This is a genomic window from Ochrobactrum sp. Marseille-Q0166 (genome assembly GCF_014397025.1).
GTDB lineage: Bacteria > Pseudomonadota > Alphaproteobacteria > Rhizobiales > Rhizobiaceae > Brucella.
Map to the genome: position 1 here is coordinate 32,390 of NZ_JACJUO010000002.1, position 22,820 is coordinate 55,209.

The window sequence follows — 22,820 nt, forward strand, 5'->3', positions numbered from 1 at the left end:
GTACTAACCGGATCATCCGTGCATCATTTATCTTCATAAAGGCAGAAGAAATGCAAGTGGCATAATCATTGGAACATATTGGTTGAATAGCTCTATCTCGATGACAGCCGTTCCTTTTCCGCCACCTATACCAGAGACAACTTCACCACTCATACCGGCAAACGGACCTTCGACAATCCTAACCTTTTTAACGCCCGCAAACAGCGTAATCGGACGTTCATGATCAAATTCACCTTTTGCAGCTTTCTCATTGAATAAATTTACTTTTTCTGCACTCATTAAGAATGGCTTTTCGTAGCCACCAAGAATTGAAGTGACGCCTGTGAAGGTCAGTAATCCGGCCAGCGCGTCAGTCGTAATCGTGCATCTCACCAAGATGTAGCCGACCAGAACAGGCTCAAGACGAGCGGGAATTTTCTCATTTCTCCTGCGCTTTTTTTTACCCATTTTCATGGGGACATTTACTTCAACCCCTTCCGCTATCATCTCATCACGGATGGAAATCTCGCTTCCAGATACCCTGATGATAAGCCAAGGCGCATCAGCATCAATGCGAATCGCTGCCGCTGACCTCATACGAGCAATGCGCCGACGCTTTGCCAGCACCTTATCAATCGCCCGGCAATGCTCTTCGCTTGGTACAGATGCTATAGCGCGGTCGATCTGGTTTTGATCAATTGCCATCATTTTCACCCAATCCCCTCAAAGCCGCTTCGAAATCTTTCAGTCCATCAGGTCCACCGGCTGGAAAGTGCACGTATTGCAGCTTTCCTGTAGGTGGAAACCGCTGCCAGCCCTGCTCTTGGTGAAATGCCTTCCAAGCATCCCACATCTCACCCCCAACCAAGACTGGAACCAGAAACGGGAAAACAGCCGTAAGAGATGCTGACACAACGCTTGAGCGCCAACCTCTGGCGCGTTCAAACATGTCGTTTACCGCAGGCCAGCCGTTTTCACGGCGCTTGTCCCACTGTATTTCAGCCTCAGTTCTGCGCCCTTGTTCAACGAGAAGTGCTTCAATTTTCGTGATCGGTGATGGCGCGACAGGCTCGACAAGAAGTAAATTGCGGTAAACCTCAACCATAAACGGATTACTGAATGGGCGAGCCTCAATGCGCGTCGGTTTTCTGCCTGCTTCAGCGCTCTGGTCGGGCACCTGTTTCCAAAGCTTTCCTTCGAAGTACGTACCGGGACGATGCACCTTGTGATGACCATTGGATTTCAGCAGATCGATCCAAGCATCACGCTTGGCTGCGGCCTCAATGCGCTCCTCTGGTGTCAGCGCAAACCACGCTTTCAGCCACTTTTCTTGAGGTTGCCCAGCGAGGCCCGGCCAACCGTAGACCAGTTTCCAATAAGCTTCCTCAATCGCCTTTCTGGTTTCTTTTTCGCACTCGCGCGCTCTCTCCGATGGAGGGGTATTTGGAATGTTTACTGGACTGGTCTTATCTTGGTGGACCTGCTCCACCGCCTCTTTCATCGTCGGCAGGAGGGCATGCGGCGACAAGGTCGCGCTCTGGCCAGCGAGCCGCATATTCCTGACGTTTCCATTTCTGACCACGGTATCCATGTAAGGAGACTGCAATCCAGCCAGCATCGCGCGCGGAGGCTAGATGTTTCATGACTGTCTTTTTGTCGAAACCGCTATACCGGCAAATATCAGCGATTGTTGGATAACAACCTTCGCCAAATTCATTCATGAACATGCCAAGCGTATGCAAAACGGCCTTTGTGGTGGCAGGAAGTGAGGAGGATGCAAATGCATGCCTCCAAGTCCAAGCTTTTGAAGATCCACTCATCACCCCACCCTCTTCCATGCTTCGAAAGCAGCGCGAAAATCCTGCCAGCGATTAGCGGCATCGCTGCTTTCGTTCAGTTCTTTTCTGGATTTGATATTGAGGATCGAACGCAGCCGTTGCGCCGCGCGATCCGATGTCAAAGGCCGCTCAAGGCCGTGCCGTTCTTCGAGAAACGCTCTGAAAACAGCGTCGTCGCACTTCATTGCGGCCTCAGCAGCAAAGTCGCGGCGTCTGCGCGGCGCGGCTTGGCGTGGCGCGCCCTCTCGCATGGCAGCTATCGCACGATCCACCAGTCTGAGCATGAATGCAGTCATGCGAGGCGCGCCGACTACAAATTCTATCTCCGCAGGCGTTGCGCCGGGATGGAATGTCGCGACCCTGTTGAGTTCCCCGTCACACGTTTTCGCCTCGACAAACGACACGCCGCCCTCGCAGCATAGCTGCCAGTCGTCGCCATTCAGCGCCGCCAGTTTGTCGCGGATGCGTCGGAGTTCCACCCCCTCTGCGCTCATGGCGACACCGCCTCGCACAGCAGCAGCAAATGGCCCTGTGCATGTTTTAGCGCAGCCCCCTTGATCGCACCACGATGGCGCGTTTCGTGCATCGCCGCATAGAAGTAGATCAGATAGTCACTACCGGCCACAAAACCGTGTCGCTCGCAGGAACTTTCCAGCACATGCCGATATTTCAGCATGATGGAAATCGGACATGTCAGCAGAATTTCCGCACGTTCGGCGTCAGTGCCTGCGTTATGCATGGCGCGGAGGATTGGCAGCATGGTGTCGCTCATGATTTGCCATCCCCATCGACTATCTTTTGCAGTTGCGCGAGGTAAGCGATGTGGGCACGTGCAAACCATCGCCCCGCGCTTTCTGGGGCAAATCAAAGGAATACGAGAAGCGCAACAATGATCGGGATAGCGCTCATGATGCCCCCCGTTTACTGTCGGAATTGGCCGCACTACCGCCAGCTTCAAAGCCCCAGGCATCCCACCCCGGACGCGGATCACGGCAAAACAGTTCAAGTTTTGGCAAATCCGGCCAAATGCGCTCAATTGTTTCCGCGAAATAGGCAGGCTTGGCAGAATGACGGCCCTTGGCTTCCTGATAAACTGTGCGCGGCTGGGTGCCTTTTTCGGGCGCTACGACATCACCACGCCGACCGATCAGGAGGCATTCGTGGCAATCAAAGCCCCAATGACCATTGCCTTGATGAACCTTGTCCCAAACCCAATGATGTACATAGTCAAAACCGCACTCTTCAAGCACGCGAATGCCCTGTTTGCGCAAACCGGCATTCGTGCACCACAAAAACATGATCGCGGGAAATTCAGGGTCTGCGATGCCGAGCTGATGGAACAACGCAATAATCTCATCAACATCCATCGTTGGATAATGATTTTCCGCGCTGCGATCCATGCCAGTTTCTTCCGACCAGACCTCATATTTCCAAGGCGGATCAGCATAATAAATCGCGTATCGCTGCCCCAGTTCTGACGGAGCCGTCGCCGTGCCTTTTTCAACAATATGCGCCAAACGCGCGATGCGAACCGCACGCTTCACCTTTTGCGAATGCGCCCGGACCTGCTTATTCTCAGCCGCAACACGGCGATCCTCGGCAAGCAAACCCTCAATATAAGCGATTTGACTGATATCACTCGGAAGCCTTTTGAGCTTGTCGAGTGTTGAACCGTTATTAAAACGCGTACCCCGCAAAAGGCGGATTGCCGCCTCACAAATTTTCTCACCGCGTTCAACGTCCAACTGAATTGTGCGATGGCTTTTGCCGGTTAGTTCAGCGGTCGCAGCCACAAAACTCTTGCGTTCCTGTCGGTCAATCAAGTCGCAATTTTTGCGACTTGATTTCCTGTCGCCACCGTGAGCCGTTTCAGGATGTTTCAGGAGAAACAGTTCCTTACGGCGAAAGGTAAACATAGCCCTGTCAGCGGGTGATAATTCTGCGCGGGTGAGGTTTTCGTCAATTTCCCATAGAGCAGCATCAACTTCACTCTCATTTACAATGAAAGCTGCAATCTTTGGCCACCCTTGTTTTGTGGCAGCTGCCAAGCGATGCCCACCAGCAGTGAGAACATATTTCCTGCCGCTCTTATCTGGATTAAGTCGAACCGTTATCGGTGTGCGCAGGCCAACTTCAGCGAATGATTCAGCCAACGCCTCCACTTGCGCAGGGTCGATGTCGCGAAGCCGACTACCCCAATCTATTTCAACAAGAGGAATATCGAACGTATCGGAGGAGCCGATCATGTCCGCACCTCACTTTTTCGGCTCTTGCGCGCAGATGTGGCAGCTTTGGCGCGATTGCTTTCCAGCAAAAGAACGGCCCGCTCCAATGTTTCAGGCCCGATACCGTCTGAAATTGCAGTCGCAAAACGAACATGCAGATCCAGTTCGCGATCCGATATCGGCGTGCCGCGCTCTTGCCCGACGCGCGCAGCGAATGCAGCATCAAAAAGCATCTGCGCAAACGCGCTTGGCTTATAGCCCTTGCGTTCAGCCATTGCGGTAAGGCTGGCATAGGCTTTGGAATTCAAACGGACAGGTAGTTTGATGTTAGAAATTTCCATATCACGGCACCTCTGCGAACCAGACGACAATGAAAAAAGGAGAAGCCGCAGCCAAAACACTGAATACGGCCAGCAGGACGGCGAAAAAGAAGTCGTGCTTCAGGATGAACTTTTTCATCGGCGGCGCACTCACGACATGCCAAGAGCGTCCATGTAGAGATGAAGCATTGCTTCCTCTTCATGGCGCTCGTGGTCTTCTTTTTTGCGAAGGCGGATGATTGTGCGGACGGTCTTGCTGTCGAAGCCGGAGCCTTTCAGTTCAGCATAGACTTCCTTGATATCGTCACCGACTGTTTTCTTTTCTTCTTCGAGCCGCTCGATGCGCTCGATAAAGGCGCGCAACTGGCCGACAGCAATCACATCGGAAGAAACCTCTTCGGCTTTATCAACCTTCGATTTCTTCGGGCCACGTACGTGACCGGCAATGTTTTCCGCAGCGGTTGTAAAATCACTCAAGGGAATTTCCGGCGTACTTGGTCCGCCCGGAATGCTGATACTTACAGTAGGCTCATTGGCTTTTCCCTTCGCCTTTGATTTGGCCTTCGACTTTTCAACAGGTGTGGGATTCCATGGATTATAATCAGTCATGCTCCACGTTCCTTCCTGCGTACAAAGACGAGCCGGACTCGATGACAAGACGGGCAATGCGATCAACTTGTGCTGGTTTGTGGGAGAAGCGCTCTACGAGACGGCGTGAACGATCCTTCCCAAATCGGCTGTTAGGATGGCGCCACCGCATAACCCAACGACCATTTGACCAGGTGATGTATTTGAAAACCTGCGAGGTGGTCATTTGGTCGCCTCGCGTGCCTCAGCCGCAGCAAGTCGCCCATCAATGTCGGCGTGGATTTTTGCAATCTTGCGCGAAATCTTGCGCAATTGCTGCGCTTCCGAAGGCGATAGAAAGCCGTCAGCTTTTGCACGGACGGTTTCGACCATCATATTTCCGGTCAGCTCGACCAGATCGGCATTGAGAGCCGAGAGGCATGATGAAATAGAATTGCCGACTACCGAGCCGCCAACCTCAAGCCCTAAAAATTCTACCATAATACCCGAAACAATCGGGCGACCGACATAACCTTCAAGCGCCATGACAACCGGCGTCGGCATGGTGTCGCGGTCAACCCCACCATACCAACGCCCGACCTGACTCTTTGAAATTGCAAACTTTTCGACCACGCGGCGGCTACCACCGTATGCGTCGATAAGGTCTGTCTGAGCGGCTAAAACCCGCATACGCCAGCGTTCGGTAAATTCACGAGGTTCGTTGTCAGCAATATCGTGCAGTCCTCAAGACAAAAGCTTTCCCGCGCCGGGAAAATCCAGCGTCGTTTCCCGTGGCGGGAAGGTCATAAATTTGAGAGGTTCAGACCGTTCTGATTATGGAGGCATCAATGCAGAAGAAGATGGCGCAAAGCCGCAAGCGCGCCGAAGCGGGAAAGAACGACGCGCTTGCCAACCGCCATGGCGCATGGCCCCATGCAAGTGTGAAAAAACAGGAGAATCAGCGCCATGGTGGAAGAGGTTGTTTCGTGGGTTCAGTCCGGATGGGCTTCGTTTGTGGTCGCTACGCAAACAGCAGCCGTTTGGCTGAAATCCCCGATTACCTTCCTGCTTCCCATACCTGGCATCATCGCGTTTGCGTGGGCATGGAAGGACCGGAAGAATCGTGAGCGATCTGAATCGCCTTATGCGGAATGGAAAATATGCGAGAAGCCAGATGAGAACGGCTGGCTTGCCACGCAAATCAGCATAACCAACCGTTGGGACGAGCGTCTTTATGCGCATAATATCCGAATATCTGGCGTTAAAGGAGCAAGATTGTCTCATATTGCTCCCTCTTCGGACACTGAAGGGGATGAAACCTTAACGGTTAAATGGATTTTTCTTGCAGCACAGCAAACACCGCCAAGCGGCTGCTCAGGCGCGACATTACTGTTTATAAAATGGCCCGGCCTTGCACAATCGGGCCGCGCGCCATCCGGCACCGGGCCCGATAATCTGGAATCAATAAGCTCCACAATCGCCAAATTGTGGCTAACCATAGACCTGACAACATCCAGCAACCGAAGCATACGGTGCATCGCCAAACACAAAATAACCAGCATTAAAGAACAGGCGACAATTGCCACAGATGCAAAGACGAAGAAGTAAGAAAATGCGCCACCACTCATTAGGCACCCTCCGCGGAGATCGGTGTTGGGGCGCAGCCAATGCCCTTAGACTGCGCCCCGGCTTCGCCCGATGGGAGGTGATCGGGCGAATTAGAATTGAATTGTGGACGAGGAATATCAGAAGGCCAGACAGCGCCGTCAGGCCAGTGAGCGGATAGCCAGAAAATTGAGGCATTGAAGCGCGAGACGGTTATGTCCGCGCCAGCGCGCATGGCGCCAACCTTCTTAGAATCCGAAAACATCCGGCTGCTCAGCGTCTTATCGCTACAACCGGTGATTAATTCATACTGATCGACAAGGATCATGAGATGTCGAATATCAATCATGTGCCTATAAGCGGTAAATTACCCGCTTTTGTCAACGGGTTTATTACCGCTTCTACGGCTTTTAATGTGCGGGCATATTACCGCACTATGTTAAGTGAAGTTTTAGATCGAATTCATCGTAGGCTGCGCGCGCTAGGGCTAAAATCGGCCACAGCATCGCAAAGGGCTGGCCTGCACAAAGACACGATAAGAAATATAGAGCGTGCTGTTGCCTCCAACACCGGAAGACGCGGAGTATCAACAGCAACCATTGCAGCATTAGCCCCAGCTCTTAACACAACTGTTGGCTGGCTCCTCGAAGGCTCCGGCCCTGAAGAGTTGGTAGAGCAATCTATCGACAAAACCTCAAACGAGGCAATTGTTGCGCGCACCCATGAAGCCAGATCCCGTGCCAACATCGCACTGGCGGACATGGCTAAAGCACTTGGTGTCACGGAAGTGCAATACAAAAAGTTTGAAACATCGACACCAATCGCACCCAACCTTGTCGCCCAGTTTTGCAAAATCACCCGGATCAGCGCCGACTGGCTGTTTTCTGGTGAGCGCGACGACGAATACGAGGCATCGAACACGTCACACCGCGAGGTTTCATGATTGCACTGCGCAACCCATGCGGCGGCGCATGTATAAAAATCAATCGGTTAGGATGTCCAAAAAACTGCATGTTGCTGAGAATGGTTATGGCACGGGCAAATGAGCATGAACACTGACATTAATCGAAAGCTATAAATTACAGGTTGACGATTATGCGCCACATTACCGATTATCCGTCATAAGAGCGAGGCACTGTGTTCGCTGGAATTCATTGGCAGCCACATGCAATTGAGCGTATTCATGAAGTTAAAGGCACCACCACAAAACCGCTGAAGGCGGTGACAGACGCTGGCGTGGCATTAATAAAATATATTGGCAATCCTGCCGGAGAGGATGCGCTTATTTCTGAACTGATTGGCAGCGAGCTCGCCAATCTTGTTGGCCTGGAAACTCCTGCTTTTGCTGTTGTAAATATCCCTCGCACCGAGATAGATGCAGTCGGAAGCATCGCCGAAGCTGGACCGGCGTTTTTCTCAAAATGGGAACAAGCCTTTTCACTGGCTCCGAACTCTCAGATTTTGCGAAACGTCCGCGATACCAAAAAAATTGTCCTGCTTGTTATTTTTGACACATGGATAAGAAACAAAGACCGTTTTTGCTCAGATTATAATGGGCAATACGAAAACAATAATTTTGATAATATTCTCTTTGTTCCTGATAAACGTAAAACAAAACTTATGGTTATCGACCAGACGCATGCTTTTGCTGAAACAGGACTTGAATATGAGCTTGATGATGGATGGGCCAACGAAGAAATAATATTTGGCCTTTTTGACGAATTTAAACCCTTTTTAAATCGTAATGACATTGAATTCGCCCTTAATGCGATAAGTCGCATTGACGCCAACACAATAGAATCCATATGTCAGTCAACGCCCAAAGAGTGGGGCATGACCAATGCTCTTGCAAAGCGACTGACGGAATGCTTGATAGCGCGCGGGCGAAACATGCAAAATTGGGCTATGAACAGCCTGCTGGATCAGCTTGAATTAAACCTTGACGGAAAGGAGGGGTAAAATGAATTTGAACAGGCTCAGATATTCAATCATTCAGTTTAGCCCCTATCCGGAGCGAGCAGAATATATAAATGTTGGCGTTGTCGTATTTTCGCGCATGGAAAATGATTTTGCCAGCAAGATTGTCGAAGACTTCTCGCGTGTGAAGCGCGTTTTTGGCGATATAAACCAGACATTTCTTTCGTTTGCTCTGCATGATTTTTCAGAGCGGATTGCTTACGAACTCAAAAAAGGTGATTTTTCCGAAGAGTTTATTGGAGCATTCAATTCAAGACGCGCCGATATGTTTCGCCTCACCACAGCCTTTCCGATTGCCGATGGCGATGTGAATCGCGTAGCGGAAAAGCTGTTTCAGGAACTGGTAATATTGGTACCGCAGGCAAAGCGCATTGAGCGCGTGAACGCCCTTCTCACCGACGCCTTCCTTTCTGCTGGCGTTTTGCCGCTATTGGACAAGCGACCGGAGCCGGTTCCTATTCCGCAATACGGTGTCACCATCCAGGCTGATTATGGCTATCAGAATGGTGTTTACAATCTGATTGATGCCGCCCGATTTGATAATCCGCAGCGCAGCCTTGCCGAAGCAGGCAAAAGAATTCTTGAAGGCCGGGCCCTGTCGGAAATATCGGGACGTCGACTGATTGTGGTTGCCAAGTTCGGCAATCAACCTGAAAGCTTTGTCGATAAGCTTCGCGACGACTTTAGTAAAGCTCATGCAAAGCTATTTCGAATGGAAGAGGTTGACCAGCTTGCGTATGAAATACGCAAATCTGCTCATTAAGGGCCAGCCTATTGCAACCTGACAAAACCCCGCTCTGCGGGGTTTCTTTTTGCCTGCTCGCAGCGTTGATTCTGCAAGCAGGCAATCCCCCGTCAATTAAATTACGGTAATTTACCCGCTTTTTATTAACAAGCGGTATTTCTACCCATATTACTAACCACGCCCCCCGCATAAACCGGCTGCGCTGGATCGGGTTTTGAGTAGAAAGCGCAGTGGGTCCTCCGGGGTTAAGCGGAGAGACCAATGTCAAACATCATTTTCATGGCAAGACTGACGGATCAGGGCGATTTTGCTGCCGTCCGCCGCGCAGAACAATTGCTCGAACAGCATGGCTTTTCAGTCGGAATTACACAACGTGGATCACCACGCGGCATCTTGTTCGGCGCTTACAATATCCAGAAATGGCGCAACCTTGATGAAAAGGACCGCGCAGCTTTACACGGTGTTTTAGAAGGCGACCGGGCAAGCGATGCCCAGATTGAAATATGGGATCCAGCTCCTGTCGAAGCGGTCGCCGCATTAGCCGACGCTCTTGAAGGTCAACCATCAACCGTGCTGATCAAGCGCCCCAACCTCGTGTCAGAGGTGCGCCGCTATGCATAATCGATCCGACACCACAGGTTTCAACCTGCCTTCAGCCTTCAAATCGCACTGTCGCAAACATGATCACCTGATCGCAATCGCCTCGCTCATAGCCAGCGTTTGCGTAGCAGCCATTTTGGGCGCGCAGATTGTGGGGCTTGTATGAGCAATCTTCGGAAAATAGTTTCTGCCATTGGTGACAATGTCACCCCCGACGCTGGACCGGCACCGATGCTGCAATGGGTTGAGATTGATCAGCTCCTCGTTGATGACGGCTATCAACGACCATTATCATCACACAATTGGAAAAGTATTCGTCAGATAGCAGACGGATTTAAATGGTCGCGTTTCTCGCCGGTGCTATGTGCACCGGTCGAAGGGGGACTCTTTGCCATCATCGACGGGCAGCACAGAACTCACGCCGCCGCAATGTGCGGATATAAAAGCGTTCCTTGCCAGATTGTGCAGATGTCACCCTCGGAGCAAGCTGCAAGCTTTGCGGCAGTGAACGGCAATATCACTAAAGTTACCGCGCTAAATCTATTGAAAGCAGCGCTTGCAGCTGGCGAACCATGGGCTGTTGAGTGTGACGCTATAGCCAAAGAAGGCGGTTGCCGACTGATGCTTTCAAATCCTTCCAGCAAGGATAGAAAGCCAGGCCCAATCTACGCCGCCCGCATGTTCCGCAAGCTGGTTGAAAGCCGTCCACGCGAAGCACTTATCAAGGCGCTCAAGATCCTCATGCATGCAGAGGGATATTGCGACAACTCCGACCTTTGGGACGGCAGTCTACTTGAGCCTATGCTTTTAGCGATGACGGAAGTCCCCGAGTACCTTGAAGCCGAAGGCTTCGTCAGCTTCCTCGAAATTTATGACATATGGGAAGCCATTGACGGCATCGAGGACGAAAACAAGCGTCGCATCGGAAATGGCCAGCCGAAGATTTCACGGAAGGAAGGCATTCGCATCGACCTCATGAAGGCCATCACCGAAGCCATGGGAGAAGAAGCGCCATGACCAATTCCAGCTACGAAATCACATGGTTACCCGCAGAATGGCAGGATGAATGCATTCCACAAACCATGTGTCATCCGACCGACTTTATTCACAAATGCGATGACGGCTCATTTATTGTCATACCAAAGAAAGGCAAGGATGATAACGCGCCCGACGGCGATATAGAGGATCAAGAACACATGCTGTTCAAGATCAGTCTCGGCGATATCGTGCTCTTCCAGCCCACCGAGCAGTACGGCACATTCACACTAATTATTGCCGAAGACGGGACCAGCAAAGTAGATGGCCAGTTTCCCGCAAAAGCGAATACGTTCTATCTGCCTCAAACCGAAACAATCGGTGACAGTATTGAGGGTGCGATACGCCAGAGCGTAGAGCTTAGCGGCCCAATATCCCCCGGAGAATACGAAATCGACATTTATTGGTGGGGCGATGACGTCGCCTATCGATTTGATGTCGCACCTGATGGAACGCCTCATTTCGTTGAAGTGGGGGCAGTTCAATGACAGACCGCCCTATTCTTTTTAGCGCGCCAATGGTGCGCGCCTTGCTTGAAGGACGTAAAACCCAGACTCGCCGGATTTTGAAGCCACAGCCACCGGAATGGGCCACTATTTGCCAGCAGCCCACTATGCTGAACGTCCTTCACCAGTGGGTGCCGTCTGGACTATGGGCATGGAGCGAAACCGAACAACATCCACCGCGCGTCCTGCGCCGCTGGCCTGTAAACGAAAAACGAGAGCATTACTGGCTAAAACCAAAGTTTTCGACGGGTGATCGCCTTTGGGTTCGCGAAGCATGGGCACCTTTAACGGCGCTCACTTATAATGATCCCGGCACACAAGCGTTGGCTGATGGGGTTTTCTACAAAGCTGACGATTCCACCATCGAAGGTGAAATAGTTCGCTGGCGCCCTTCCATTCATATGCCACGTTGGGCATCGCGTATCACGCTTGAAGTCATAGATGTACGCGTTGAGCGTTTGCATGACATTAGCGAGACCGATGCAATTGCCGAAGGTGTCGTAAAAGTACGGGATGCATGCCACGTTATCCGAGGCTTTGATTATGACTTATCCGGCCTGTGTCACACTTCGGCCGTCACACCATTCCTGAAGCTTTGGAACCACATCAACGGACCCGACGCATGGGAACTAAACCCATGGGTTGCCGCTTACACGTTCCACGTCATCAATCGGAACATCGATCAGATCGAGGTGGCGGCATGATTGTCAATGATAATCCGACGGTTAACCGCTATCTAAAAGATAAAGCCTTGGATCTGATCGACCACGCTTTAGGCCGCACAACATTCCCACTCAAGGAAACATACCGGAACTATTATGCCATTGGCGCAGACAGCAAATTAGCCAAAGAATTTTCCAAGTCGCCGCATTGGAGAAAAAGCGGACAGAACGGCGATATGGCGTACTTCGCCGTCACCGACCTTGGACGTCAGGCATTAGCGGATCACCTGAAACTTTTGCCGGACAATAAGATTTTCGTCGTCTCGTACTGGGAATGGTCGAAGATTGTGACTGCAAAATCTCGATCTGCAGCCCGATATGATGTGTATCGCGACGTGAGTGACGCTGGCGAAGTTCCGTTTGTGGACTTCCTCAAGGCATCCAGCGTGAGGGCATACGCATGACCGAGTATGACCCGCGCGACGATTCCCGTAAAAGCTATGACGTTGCTGTCGAGGCCAAACGCAAGCGTGGTGACACCCACTGGCCGGAACGTCTCACGCCACCTGAAGCAAAACCTTTCTGGCTACGCTGCGGCGGCTGCGATCACGAGTGGATCGGACTTCACACCCCCATGGCAATGTCAGAGTTTTCGAGGCGCTTGGCTTCAATCACCTGCCCATCATGCGGTGCTGAGAAGAACATTTTTCATATTCCAGCCCCGGAGGCTCAATCCAATGGCTGGCCAACCTGCAATTACACCCAATGAGCAATCAACCCGCAAAGGCGCAAACTGAGATGCACACAAATACCGCGACTGTAGAAATTAGAAATCTTGATCACATACCAGTCCCCCGTCTGCTAGATGTCAAAGACGTAAAGCAGCTCACAACTTTAGGACGAACTACAATCTATCAGTATGTTAAAGACAACAAATTTCCAAAACCTCTGCGCTTGGGAGCAAACAAGATCAGGTGGAGAGAAGATGAAGTTGTCGAATGGCTCCAAACTCTCCCTCGAGCCTGAAACTACCGCTTCGGCCCCAGTAAGAGTTCTTCTGCTGGGGCTAACTTATTAAGCAACATATCAGCCCACAACTGCGCAAGTTCGCGCCGCCTACCTAGATGGGTAGCTCTATTATATGCGGCTTCAACTTTGTCTTTTGGAACATGCGCCAGCATCAAATCAATAACTGCACGGTCGCTCGGATAATGCTCATTCATGACAGTTGAGAAAGTCGACCGCCAACCGTGAGGCACATGCTTTCCAGACAGGTGAGCGCGCTTAAGTAGATAACTCAACGCATTCTCCGACATTGGCTTAAATCGGTGCCGCACGTTCGGGAACACATATGTAGCGCCCCACGACTCTTTCTTTACAGCCTCAATCACTTCAACAGCTTGCTTTGAAAGCGGAACAAGGTGATCTCTCCTTGCATCATCCTTGTGTTCTAACTTCAACTTCATACGACTGGCCGGGATATGCCAAACCGGATTTTCTTTATCCAAATCGGCAAGCTCAGTCCAAGGTGTTGTGATTAATGTGCCCGGACGAACGGCAGTCAACGCAAGCAAACGCATAGCCAATTTAGTTACCGGATGCGCGGTTTCCGCTTCGGCTTTGATAAGAACATCGTGAGCGTCATTAAGCGTGATTACAGCAGGCTGCTTGCCCTTACGAAGCGGAGCCAACACACCTTTAACAATATGTGCCGGATCATTTGAGGCTTGGCTAGACGATATGCCATACACAAAGATTGCTGAAATACGCTGCCGCACACGCTTGGCTGTTTCGATTGCAGTTTTTTCAATCTCGCGGAGCAATGACAATACGTCAGGAGCCGTTACGTCATCTGGGTGCTTTTCCCCAATATGAGGAAACACTCTCGCCTCCAAGCTATCTATCACGTCATCAGCATGCCGTTTGACCCACATTGGTTTCTGGAGTTCAAACCACTCTCGCGCTAGCGTTTCAAAAGTCAGTCCGCTGGCGTTCGCCGACGATTTACGAGAGACGGTTTTGGGATCGCCGCCGTTCTTGACGATTCGACGTTTCTCATCGCGCAGATCTCGTGCACCCGCCAACGATAAATCAGGATAACAGCCAAGCGACAACAAATGCTCTTTGCCGTCTCGCTGATAACGATAGCGCCAAAGCTTAGAACCAGAGTTGGAAATGAGCAGGAAAAGTCCATTTGAGTCGCTTAATTTGTAAGGCTTCTCTGCCGGTTTCGCCTTTTTAATCTGCATTTCTGTGAGCATAGATCCGAATCCCGCACCGCTTGTAGAACAGGCTAAGATCAACCGTATCCGGTTTTCACTTTGAGGATATCCGGTTTATATCCGGTTTAATACCGGCTTCCCGTAATCATACCTGAACGCGTCTAAAATGGAATATATGCAAAAACTCAATGTTTACAATGAGTTTAGGGCAACAATGAACAGCTTGGAATCTTGATGAAAGAGTAAATGGCGGAGGGGGTGGGATTCGAACCCACGGTACGATCTCTCGCACGCCGGTTTTCAAGACCGGTGCCTTAAACCGCTCGGCCACCCCTCCACATCTACAAGAAGCAGATTTGTGTGTCTCTTTATCGTCATCAAACACCAGCGTCAATCTGCCACTTACAGATAAACAGCATTAAATCGTTGATAGACTTGCTCATAATCAGGATGACGCATAAACTTGAACCTGACAGTCATAAAGAAATGGGAATTTATGAGCCTGGAATCGGTAAGAGCATTCTTCGCGGACAATGCTCCAGAAATCGAAGTGATTGAATTGCCAACAAGCACGGCGACAGTAGCGCTTGCTGCAGAAGCGCACGGTGTTGAACCGGGACAGATCGCAAAAACACTGTCATTTGCCGCGAAAGAACAAACCATTCTTATCGTGACGCGGGGAGATGCGCGTATCGATAATCGGAAATTTAAAAACCAGTTCGGCGCTAAGCCTCGCATGCTGGATGCGGAAAGCGTACTTAGGGAGACCAGTCATCCTGTTGGCGGCGTTTGTCCATTTGGATTGCCGGGTAGCCTGCCGGTATATTGCGATCTGTCACTCAGAAGCTTTGAAGAAGTTGTGCCCGCAGCAGGCGCGACAAATAGCGCGGTGAGAATCTCACCACAAAAAATGGCCGAGCTGGTTTCTGCTGAATGGATTGATGTTTGCCAGTAAGCATATGTTGCCGGAAATACCTGATCGCGATGACGTGATGGATTGAGGTGCTTTTTTGCCCTTTAAAGGTGATAAAACGCTTCATATATTTTAAGAATAGTTCTAAAGTGGATTCGAAGTGAATGCACCCGCTTGGCACATATCCCTGAAATCTCCGGGTTCCGGAGAAGCCTGATGGGGTTGTGACGTAACCAAAAGCAGAGTTTTCCGTGGGTAGGTCCATGAGGAAGGCTTGAGGATGTGCTGAAAGGAATAATCAATGCGTCTTACGCGTCAGACGAATTATGCCATTCGTATGCTTATGTATTGTGCCGCCAATGACGGCAAACTGAGCCGCGTTCCGGAAATTGCCCGCGCTTATGGCGTTTCGGAGCTTTTCCTTTTCAAGATTTTGCAGCCACTCGTTGAAAATGGACTGGTTGAGACTGTTCGTGGCCGTAACGGCGGTGTTCGTCTTGGACGCGCTGCAAAAGATATTTCTCTTTTCGACGTCGTGCGCGTGACTGAAGAAAATTTTGCTATGGCAGAATGCTTCGAGAACGACGCAACAGAATGCCCGCTTGTCGATAGCTGTGGTCTGAACTCCGCACTGCGTGAAGCGCTCAATGCCTTCTTCGGCGTATTGATGAAGTACAGTATCGCTGATCTGGTTAAGGCTCGTCCGAATGTTCGCGTACTGCTCGGTCTTGATGAAGATCTGGAAGTAGAACGCGTCGCCAGCTGATTTGCAGCATGATTGAATAGAAAAAGGCTGAGAAGCGGATAGTATCTCAGCCTAGTATTTTGCTTCAGACTTTTCAAAGCGTCGCGGAATATGCCGATTGTGGCAGCACGAATGGTACCCCCCGTGCAGGCGGCACGCCGACCTTTAGCGAGCATTCGTAAACCCGTTCCAATCTGTCATCAGTCAGCGCATGCTGCGGCGTACCGATCGTATCGAGTCTTCCCTTGTGAATGACAGCGATGCAGTCAGCAAACATGGCAGTCAGATTGAGGTCGTGAAGGATCGCGATAACGCCCCCTCCAGCGGCCGCGAAGTCGCGTGCAATTTCCATAACCGTGATCTGGTGTTTTATGTCGAGGCTTGAAATCGGCTCATCCAGAAAAAGGTAACGCGGTTTTCCATCCACAACTGGCTTCCAAACCTGACAAAGAACGCGTGCAAGCTGCACCCGTTGCTGCTCGCCCCCCGAAAGCTCCTGATAGAGCCTGCCGCTGAAGCCTGCCAAGTCAACTTTCTGCAAGGCAAGATCAGGTAACTTCTCCTGCTCTGCACCCGTTAAGCCGCTGAAACCACCCGTCAAACCGATATGGACGATTTCGCGGACAGTGAAGGGAAACGACAAAGCGCTCGCCTGCGGCAGCACAGCCCGGCGTGCAGCCATGCGCCACGGCTTGATCCCCGCAAAATCTTCACCATCCAGATAAGCAGAACCTGTATAGGAAATATCACCACAAAGCGCGCGCAGCAGTGTCGTCTTGCCCGAACCGTTAGGCCCAACAATTGCTGTCACTTCACCGGGTCGCGCAACAAAATTGATATTATCGATAATCGACTTTTTGCCGATGGAAACGCTTAGGTTTTTAGTTTCGATCATTGCGAGCCTCACAGATCAAGAACGCTGCGCTGTCGCAGCAATATCCAGAGGAAGAATGGAGCGCCACAGACGGCTGTTATGATACCAATCGGCAATTCAGCAGGCGCAACAATGGTGCGGCTTACTGCATCTGCAAGCAGAAGCATAATTGCACCAAGCAATGCTGCGGAAGGTAACAAGTAGCGGTGATCCGGACCAATGCTCAAGCGCAGCATGTGTGGCACCACAATCCCGATAAAGCCGATCCCGCCGGATATTGCGACCGTGGCACCAGTCGCCGCAGCAACAGTTACGATTGCGACGTTTTTGATCCGCTGAACAGGAATACCAAGATGACCGGCTGCTGCTTCGCCCAAAGCAAGCGCGTTCAGGCCGCGCGCCAGAAACGGTGTCGCAATAAGAACAACCACGATGATCGGCCCTGCCGTACCGATCTTTCCCCAAGTAGCACCCGCGAGTGAGCCGAGCCCCCAGAATGTCAAATCACGCAATTGGCGGTCATCTGCAATATACACTAAGGCGCCAGTGGCTGCCCCCGTCAATGCCCCAAGCGCAATACCGGCCAGAAGCATAGTTGCAACGGAAGTGCGCCCTCGCCGCGTCGCAACGCGGTAGAGAATAAGTGTCGTTACAAGGCCACCAAAGAATGCGGCAAGCGGCAGAGCATAAAGACCGAGTAGCAGAAAAACAGGCGCAAACGCTGTTCCGCCCAAGACAATCATCGAAACCGCACCAAGGCTCGCACCAGCAGAAACTCCAACAAGCCCAGGATCAGCAAGTGGATTGCGGAACAACCCCTGCATGACAGCACCTGAAACAGCAAGCGAAGCCCCCACCAGTATTCCCACTATGACGCGCGGCAGGCGGATTTCCATAATAATCAGATGATCGCGCCGAAATGCATCAGCGCTTTCCTGTGTTCCGAATACCAGTTCACGTAGAACGCTCATGACAGAGGCGTCGGAAGCTCCCGCCGTCAGGCTAAACAGTGCCGTTACGCAAAGCGCAACAGCGAGAATTGCGATAGCCAATCGAGCGCGCGCCGAGCGATCTCCGATATGATTATTGGTGGCTTGATCACGCACGGCAAAGCCCCCGGGTTTTGCCACGCGATCTTGGCTGGTCATTTCGATATGTCCTTATTGCGGGTTTCCGCGATATGCCCGCAAGCAATTACACTTATCAGGCATATGTTTTAATTCACAGCCTACTTGCCATAGAGCTTTTCAGACAATTCACGGCTGGCAGCTCCAGTCCGTGGACCAAAGCCAAGCAAATAGAGTGAATCCATCTGAACGATATTGCCGCTGCGCCCCGCAGGAGAATTTGCCAAAGCCCGGTTTTTCAGCAAGTCCTCTTTCTGAACGCTGTCTTTACCAATATCCATGGTAAGGATCAGATCCGGAGCGGCCTTCTCAACGGCCTCATCGGTGAGCTGTTTATAACCTTCAAAAGCGTCGATAGCGTTCACCCCGCCAGCGAGCGTAATGATCCCGTTAGCGCCGGTACCAGTGCCAGATGCCATAATGCGTCCATCGCGCGCAGACATAATGAACAGCACGCGCTTGCGCGGATTTTGGTTTGCTGAAATTTTCTGCGCAGCTTCCAGGTCCCGCGATACATCAGCTGTGAGCGCTTTGGATTTATCTTCCAGACCAAGCGCCTTGCCGACGGCTTCAATCTTGGCAATCACGCCCTCCCCTGTAAACTCTTCAGAGATCATGACAATCGGCACTGAAGCCTTCTTGAGCACATCCAGAGCTTCAGGCGGTCCGCTCCCTTCCGACATCAAGATACCGGTGGGATTTACTGAAAGAACACCCTCAGGCGACAATCGGCGCATATAGCCAATATCGACCAATTCTTGCACCTGCTCTGGATAGGTGCTGGTCTGATCACGGGCGACGAGCTTATCGCCCGCACCAAGTGCAAAAATGATTTCAGTAATAGCACCGCCAACCGACACGAGCCGCGACGTATCGGCGATTTTCTCAACCGTATCGGCTTTTGCTATACCGCCAAAGGCAACGGAAACAGCGACGATTACAAAAGCCGCACTGCGTCCGATGGATGATGAAATGATCGACATGAGTTCTGCCCTTAACATGCCCGCTCCGGAAATGGCGACCACTTCCAGAACGAGCATAACAACATTGACTTGAATTTAGCGCGGTTACGCAGCTTCAGACTGAGGCAAACGGGGCAAACTCTCTGCAATCATACGCCAGTCAGCAAGTTCAGCTTCACCCTCATGACGCTCACCGAAGAACTGGATAATCATCTCACCATTGGAATCATAGGCTTCAAGCGAAGTGACATGACCATCCTTGGTTGGCTTGCGGACAACCCATGCATCCGCAATATGATCCGCGCGCAGGTGCAGGTGGAATGTCGGATCAAGCACGTTGAGCCATGGCCCCATCGTCTTGATTTCAGCAATCTTGCCTGTGTGAATCTGGATGCAGCCACGGCTGCCGACGAAGCACATGATCGGAATTTGCTCCTGAACAACATGGTTCATCATTGCTTCAACAGCCGAGAGATCGACACGCCACGCGAAATCCTTGCCGGCGAGATGCACAGCCTGGTGGCGATCAACACCGAAATCTTTCAGGAGACCGACAAACTGGTGAACATCCGTGAGTGCGCCCCAGCGCTCTCGGAACGCATCGCCATCAATAGTCGAAACATCAGCTTTTTCTGCTTTGGCGGCTACAGGCTTGGTGTCAACCGAAGGAGCCTGATCATCAAGCAACAGTTCAGAAACGAGTTGCTCATAGGCTTCCAGATTAGAATTTGGACGCAGATGGATCTTATGAATAGCCTCACCTGATGCATCAAAGAACTGAAGGCTACGGCGCACATGTTCGCCATCAAGCTTTGCGACGGCAAAACCATGCACCCAGTGCTTCGGAAAAATGCGGAGATCAATTTCCTTGCCGAGGGTCAGCGACGCGTGTGGTCCCCAAATGGTTTTTTCAAAAGGGCCGATCTTTTCGTGCACAGCGCTTTCATTGCGCGTCAGCGCCATCACTTCGCCAAGCGATGGAGCGTGTTTAAGCAACGTTTCAACATCTGCACGAATGCGACGAGCAGAGATGGAGTTGTCAGCTTCTGCACCGGTGTAAGCCGCAATGAAATCGGCCTCTGATATCCCGAGGCTCTGCGCAAAGTCACGTTCACGCATTTTCGGGTTATCTGCCCGTGCCTTGAGTATCTGCTCTGGGGAGGGCTTGGTCTGGGTCGTCATCTGTTGTTTGCCTATTTGTTCAGAATGAGCTTGCCTTGACGGGTGATCTTTAAACGATAGAGAGAGCCGCCGTGCTCTATCGCCACCTCGCGCGAGCCATTAAAGAGCTCACGACTACCGTAGGTAGTGAGTTGACTTTCATAGGATTGGCCAGAAGTGCGTGATTGAACCTGTCCGCCTACCTCAAGGCGGGGCTGGATTTCAGGCGAGCGAGTTGGGACGCGCTCACGCGGTAACCGCACCTGCATGTCGATATGGATTCGCCTGTTCATTTTATTGCCTCTGCACCAGTTATGGAGCCATTTTTGTTAACTACGCGACGCTATCAATTCATTAGTTGACATCGCAAGTCATGTTTAATAATCACTGCCTTACTGGATTAAATGAGTCAAGTTTATTTCTCTTTTTTTCCAACGCAAGCCCGAAGGTTCTCCCTTCCAGCCAGCGCAAAAGCCTCTTTCGGGATGAAGGGGCGCTAACGGATTTTAACGATTGATCTTTTTGCGCTGCGCAGCGCGGGAAATTTCAATTTGGCCTCAGGAGAAACCAAGAGTATGCGGGCGATAAACGGGGAACAGAAGCGGTCATTTCTTGCAAGCACAGGCTTGGCTGTGATCCTTACGACAATAGCATCGAGTGTATACGCTCAACAGCAAAGCGCGGCGACAGACGCGGATGGCGTGCAGTTGAAGCCTATCGTTATTAAAAACAACCGTGCAACAAGCGGCTCTGTATCTGACAGCCCACTCGCCAATGTAATTACGGCTCAGGAAATTCGGCAGAGCAATGTTGATTCCATTAAGGATCTTACAAATACGCTGGAGCCGGGCCTCGCGGTGAGTACGACAACCGGCGGTGTAAACATTCGAGGTTTACAGAATGATCGCGTTCTCACCACCATCGACGGCATTCCTATCCCGTATCTCGATGCAGCAATTCGCGGTGAAGTTAATGGTGGCAGTGCAGACGCCTATGACCTATCTGCCTTATCTACCTTCGATGTATTGTATGGCGCTGACGCCAGCCGCCTTGGGTCAGGTGCGATGGGCGGAGCGATTGCTCTGCAGACACTTGAACCTGAAGATCTGCTCGCTCCGGGAAAAGCCTTCGGCGGCTTGGTAAAGCTCACATATGACGGTTCTGACCGCTCATTTATCAGCTCTGGTGCCGTTGCTCAAAAGGTCCAGAATACTTCTGTTCTTTTTCAAGGATCATATAAGCGCGGTCATGAAATCCGGGGAACCGGTGATATAGGAGGTTACGGACCGGCACGTACTGAAGCAGACCCTCGTGATTATGACCGAAGCAATCTGATGTTCAAGCTGCGTCAGGAGCTTGAGGGTGGTCATACGATCGGCATCACAGCCGAACGAAACCGCTATGACTCAGACACCAACCTGAATTCGGATGCAGGCACAACTTATGACAATCGCGATTACAATCAAAATCGCAAGAATGATCGTGATCGTGTTTCGCTCGATTATCGTTATGAAAGCCAGAATGATGGCCTCGTGAATAATGCGAGAGCCACACTTTATTGGCAGAAAATGACACGGTCCTATGGAACAGATACAATCCGCTTCGGCGCACTGGCGGGTCCCTTCAGCAGACATTATAAGCTTGAAGATGAGCGTTATGGTGCCACTGGATACGCAAATCTCGGATTTGATACGGGAACACTTTCGCACTCCCTGACCGTCGGCGGCGATTTCAGCGTTGGTAAAAATACCCAGTCGTTCACAGGTGACGATGCCTGTATCCGTGGCTCGCAAAACCCGACCTGCAGTTTCCTTCACATCAATCAGGCTGATACACCCGATGTGGATTCATATCGCTTTGGGATGTTCGCAGAAGATCGTATCTCTATCGGCGACACACCTTTTGCTGTGACCCCAGGATTACGCTTTGACTGGTTCAAATATGAGCCGGATTCGATCAGCGGATATGACAACAATACAGATAGCCGCATTTCACCTAAAATCCGCTTCTCATGGCAAGCCACGCCTGCGCTCGAGCTTTTTGCGCAAATTTCAACGACTTACAAAGCACCACAAGTCGACCAACTCTATGTTACCTATTTGTCTGCCGGTTACGCCACCATTGGAAACCCAAACCTTAGCGCTGAAAAAGGCTATGGTATCGACATAGGGGCGAATTTCGGAACCCAGGATTCTGGTGGTAAAATTACAGCTTTCGTTAATCGATATAACGACTTCATCGATACCGTTACGACCCGTACAACTGAATTCCCATTGGGCCTGACAGAATACCGAAATCTCGATAAGGCTCGAATTGCAGGCATCGAATTCAAAGCACACCATAACTTTGTCAACGGCTTTAACGTTCATGGCTCTTTTGCCTACGCGAAGGCTATGAATCTTGATGAAGATATTCCTTTGGCATCAGCATTGCCGTTTAAAGGAGTGTTTGGCGTCGGCTATAACGCAGAAACGTGGGGCGTAGATTCAAGTGTCGTAGCTGCAGCTTACGTCAATCAAACAATTTCGACCCGCGCTGGTACAACAACACGCCGGCTTCCCGGGTATGGAATAGTCAATTTGACAGGCTGGTGGGAACCAACACAACTAAACGGCACTCGATTGCAGGCTGGTGTTTATAATATCTTCGATAAGACCTATTACGACGCCATGAATGTAAACAGCGTAGAAAATGTGACTGAGCGATGGTCCGAAGCAGGACGCTACTTCAAAATTTCGCTCACGCAAAAATTCTAAA

Annotated in this window: 29 protein-coding genes and 1 tRNA gene; 13 read left to right on the plus strand and 17 right to left on the minus strand. The window is 51.1% G+C overall.

Annotated features, from left to right (window positions below; all coding sequences use genetic code 11):
• Positions 1–33: 33 nt before the first annotated feature.
• The 8 genes from H5024_RS11335 to H5024_RS11375 form a co-directional block, all read right to left on the minus strand.
• Positions 34–687, minus strand: coding sequence for a transcription termination/antitermination NusG family protein (locus H5024_RS11335; RefSeq protein WP_187546880.1), 654 nt, complete (start codon positions 685–687; stop codon positions 34–36).
• Positions 674–1,534 carry a hypothetical protein gene (locus tag H5024_RS11340; protein WP_187548700.1) on the minus strand — a complete coding sequence of 287 codons (861 nt, stop codon included), beginning with the start codon at positions 1,532–1,534 and terminating at the stop codon, positions 674–676. The genes H5024_RS11335 and H5024_RS11340 overlap by 14 nt, the downstream gene beginning before the upstream one ends.
• Before the next feature lie 264 nt (positions 1,535–1,798).
• Entirely contained in the window at positions 1,799–2,311 is a 513-nt protein-coding gene (locus H5024_RS11350; RefSeq protein WP_187546884.1) for a hypothetical protein, read from the minus strand.
• Positions 2,308–2,589: a hypothetical protein gene (locus tag H5024_RS11355; RefSeq protein ID WP_187546885.1), complete on the minus strand. Its 282-nt coding sequence runs from the start codon at positions 2,587–2,589 to the stop codon at positions 2,308–2,310. The genes H5024_RS11350 and H5024_RS11355 overlap by 4 nt, the downstream gene beginning before the upstream one ends.
• Positions 2,590–2,722: 133 nt before the next feature.
• Complete coding sequence (locus tag H5024_RS11360; RefSeq protein ID WP_187546887.1) at positions 2,723–4,063, minus strand: MT-A70 family methyltransferase; 1,341 nt, start codon at positions 4,061–4,063, stop codon at positions 2,723–2,725.
• Positions 4,060–4,383 carry a hypothetical protein gene (locus H5024_RS11365; protein ID WP_187546889.1) on the minus strand — a complete coding sequence of 108 codons (324 nt, stop codon included), beginning with the start codon at positions 4,381–4,383 and terminating at the stop codon, positions 4,060–4,062. The genes H5024_RS11360 and H5024_RS11365 overlap by 4 nt, the downstream gene beginning before the upstream one ends.
• Positions 4,384–4,512: 129 nt before the next feature.
• Positions 4,513–4,743 carry a DUF2312 domain-containing protein gene (locus H5024_RS11370; RefSeq protein ID WP_187548577.1) on the minus strand — a complete coding sequence of 77 codons (231 nt, stop codon included), beginning with the start codon at positions 4,741–4,743 and terminating at the stop codon, positions 4,513–4,515.
• Positions 4,744–5,172: 429 nt separating this feature from the next.
• Positions 5,173–5,619, minus strand: coding sequence for a hypothetical protein (locus H5024_RS11375; RefSeq protein WP_187546891.1), 447 nt, complete (start codon positions 5,617–5,619; stop codon positions 5,173–5,175).
• A gap of 158 nt (positions 5,620–5,777) precedes the next feature.
• Here H5024_RS11375 and H5024_RS11380 point away from each other — a divergent pair, with 158 nt between their 5' ends.
• The gene (locus H5024_RS11380; RefSeq protein WP_187546893.1) at positions 5,778–6,056 is read left to right on the plus strand and encodes a hypothetical protein; all 279 of its coding nucleotides are present in this window, start codon (positions 5,778–5,780) and stop codon (positions 6,054–6,056) included.
• A gap of 153 nt (positions 6,057–6,209) precedes the next feature.
• On the opposite strand, the gene H5024_RS11385 is transcribed toward H5024_RS11380, so the two are convergent.
• Together H5024_RS11385 and H5024_RS11390 are read right to left on the minus strand one after the other, a co-directional pair.
• Positions 6,210–6,557 carry a hypothetical protein gene (locus tag H5024_RS11385; protein WP_187546896.1) on the minus strand — a complete coding sequence of 116 codons (348 nt, stop codon included), beginning with the start codon at positions 6,555–6,557 and terminating at the stop codon, positions 6,210–6,212.
• Positions 6,557–6,799 (minus strand): hypothetical protein, encoded by a 243-nt coding sequence (locus H5024_RS11390; RefSeq protein WP_187546898.1) that lies wholly within the window; start codon positions 6,797–6,799, stop codon positions 6,557–6,559. The genes H5024_RS11385 and H5024_RS11390 overlap by 1 nt, the downstream gene beginning before the upstream one ends.
• Before the next feature lie 66 nt (positions 6,800–6,865).
• Between H5024_RS11390 and H5024_RS11395 the strand changes: the two genes are divergently transcribed.
• The 9 genes from H5024_RS11395 (at position 6,866) to H5024_RS11435 (ending at position 12,828) form a co-directional block, all read left to right on the plus strand.
• Complete coding sequence (locus H5024_RS11395) at positions 6,866–7,477, plus strand: helix-turn-helix transcriptional regulator (protein ID WP_187546900.1); 612 nt, start codon at positions 6,866–6,868, stop codon at positions 7,475–7,477.
• A gap of 194 nt (positions 7,478–7,671) precedes the next feature.
• A complete protein-coding gene (locus tag H5024_RS11400) occupies positions 7,672–8,493 on the plus strand; it encodes a HipA family kinase (protein WP_187546901.1) in 822 nt (273 codons plus the stop codon).
• A 1-nt stretch (position 8,494) separates the two neighbouring features.
• Positions 8,495–9,274: a DUF3037 domain-containing protein gene (locus tag H5024_RS11405; RefSeq protein WP_187546903.1), complete on the plus strand. Its 780-nt coding sequence runs from the start codon at positions 8,495–8,497 to the stop codon at positions 9,272–9,274.
• 243 nt (positions 9,275–9,517) lie between these two features.
• Positions 9,518–9,877, plus strand: a complete 360-nt coding sequence (locus H5024_RS11410) for a hypothetical protein (RefSeq protein WP_187546905.1) — start codon at positions 9,518–9,520, stop codon at positions 9,875–9,877.
• A 141-nt stretch (positions 9,878–10,018) separates the two neighbouring features.
• Positions 10,019–10,873 (plus strand): ParB N-terminal domain-containing protein, encoded by an 855-nt coding sequence (locus H5024_RS11415; RefSeq protein ID WP_187546907.1) that lies wholly within the window; start codon positions 10,019–10,021, stop codon positions 10,871–10,873.
• The gene (locus H5024_RS11420; RefSeq protein WP_187546909.1) at positions 10,870–11,379 is read left to right on the plus strand and encodes a hypothetical protein; all 510 of its coding nucleotides are present in this window, start codon (positions 10,870–10,872) and stop codon (positions 11,377–11,379) included. Before H5024_RS11415 ends, H5024_RS11420 begins: the two co-directional genes overlap by 4 nt.
• Entirely contained in the window at positions 11,376–12,101 is a 726-nt protein-coding gene (locus tag H5024_RS11425; protein ID WP_187546912.1) for a hypothetical protein, read from the plus strand. The genes H5024_RS11420 and H5024_RS11425 overlap by 4 nt, the downstream gene beginning before the upstream one ends.
• Entirely contained in the window at positions 12,098–12,523 is a 426-nt protein-coding gene (locus H5024_RS11430) for a hypothetical protein (protein ID WP_187546914.1), read from the plus strand. Before H5024_RS11425 ends, H5024_RS11430 begins: the two co-directional genes overlap by 4 nt.
• A complete protein-coding gene (locus H5024_RS11435; RefSeq protein WP_187546915.1) occupies positions 12,520–12,828 on the plus strand; it encodes a hypothetical protein in 309 nt (102 codons plus the stop codon). Before H5024_RS11430 ends, H5024_RS11435 begins: the two co-directional genes overlap by 4 nt.
• Positions 12,829–13,087: 259 nt before the next feature.
• Here the strand turns inward: H5024_RS11435 and H5024_RS11445 are convergent, their stop codons facing one another.
• Positions 13,088–14,320 carry an integrase arm-type DNA-binding domain-containing protein gene (locus H5024_RS11445; protein WP_187546917.1) on the minus strand — a complete coding sequence of 411 codons (1,233 nt, stop codon included), beginning with the start codon at positions 14,318–14,320 and terminating at the stop codon, positions 13,088–13,090.
• Positions 14,321–14,528: 208 nt separating this feature from the next.
• Positions 14,529–14,618 (minus strand) — tRNA-Ser (locus H5024_RS11450).
• Positions 14,619–14,777: 159 nt separating this feature from the next.
• Between H5024_RS11450 and H5024_RS11455 the strand changes: the two genes are divergently transcribed.
• Both H5024_RS11455 and rirA read left to right on the plus strand, forming a co-directional pair.
• A complete protein-coding gene (locus H5024_RS11455; RefSeq protein ID WP_187548578.1) occupies positions 14,778–15,236 on the plus strand; it encodes a YbaK/EbsC family protein in 459 nt (152 codons plus the stop codon).
• Between the two features lie 259 nt (positions 15,237–15,495).
• The gene (gene rirA, locus H5024_RS11460) at positions 15,496–15,960 is read left to right on the plus strand and encodes an iron-responsive transcriptional regulator RirA (protein WP_187546918.1); all 465 of its coding nucleotides are present in this window, start codon (positions 15,496–15,498) and stop codon (positions 15,958–15,960) included.
• Positions 15,961–16,033: 73 nt separating this feature from the next.
• Here rirA and H5024_RS11465 read toward each other — a convergent pair whose 3' ends face one another.
• The 5 genes from H5024_RS11465 to H5024_RS11485 form a co-directional block, all read right to left on the minus strand.
• Positions 16,034–16,834, minus strand: a complete 801-nt coding sequence (locus H5024_RS11465; RefSeq protein WP_187546920.1) for a heme ABC transporter ATP-binding protein — start codon at positions 16,832–16,834, stop codon at positions 16,034–16,036.
• 8 nt (positions 16,835–16,842) lie between these two features.
• Complete coding sequence (locus H5024_RS11470) at positions 16,843–17,961, minus strand: iron ABC transporter permease (RefSeq protein WP_187546923.1); 1,119 nt, start codon at positions 17,959–17,961, stop codon at positions 16,843–16,845.
• Positions 17,962–18,041: 80 nt separating this feature from the next.
• On the minus strand, positions 18,042–18,941 hold the full coding sequence (locus H5024_RS11475; RefSeq protein ID WP_348770687.1) for an ABC transporter substrate-binding protein: 900 nt from the start codon (positions 18,939–18,941) through the stop codon (positions 18,042–18,044).
• A 66-nt stretch (positions 18,942–19,007) separates the two neighbouring features.
• The gene (locus H5024_RS11480) at positions 19,008–20,084 is read right to left on the minus strand and encodes a ChuX/HutX family heme-like substrate-binding protein (RefSeq protein ID WP_187546926.1); all 1,077 of its coding nucleotides are present in this window, start codon (positions 20,082–20,084) and stop codon (positions 19,008–19,010) included.
• 11 nt (positions 20,085–20,095) lie between these two features.
• Positions 20,096–20,356 (minus strand): hemin uptake protein HemP, encoded by a 261-nt coding sequence (locus tag H5024_RS11485; protein WP_187546928.1) that lies wholly within the window; start codon positions 20,354–20,356, stop codon positions 20,096–20,098.
• Between the two features lie 282 nt (positions 20,357–20,638).
• Between H5024_RS11485 and H5024_RS11490 the strand changes: the two genes are divergently transcribed.
• Positions 20,639–22,819, plus strand: a complete 2,181-nt coding sequence (locus H5024_RS11490) for a TonB-dependent hemoglobin/transferrin/lactoferrin family receptor (RefSeq protein ID WP_187546930.1) — start codon at positions 20,639–20,641, stop codon at positions 22,817–22,819.
• Position 22,820: the final 1 nt, after the last annotated feature.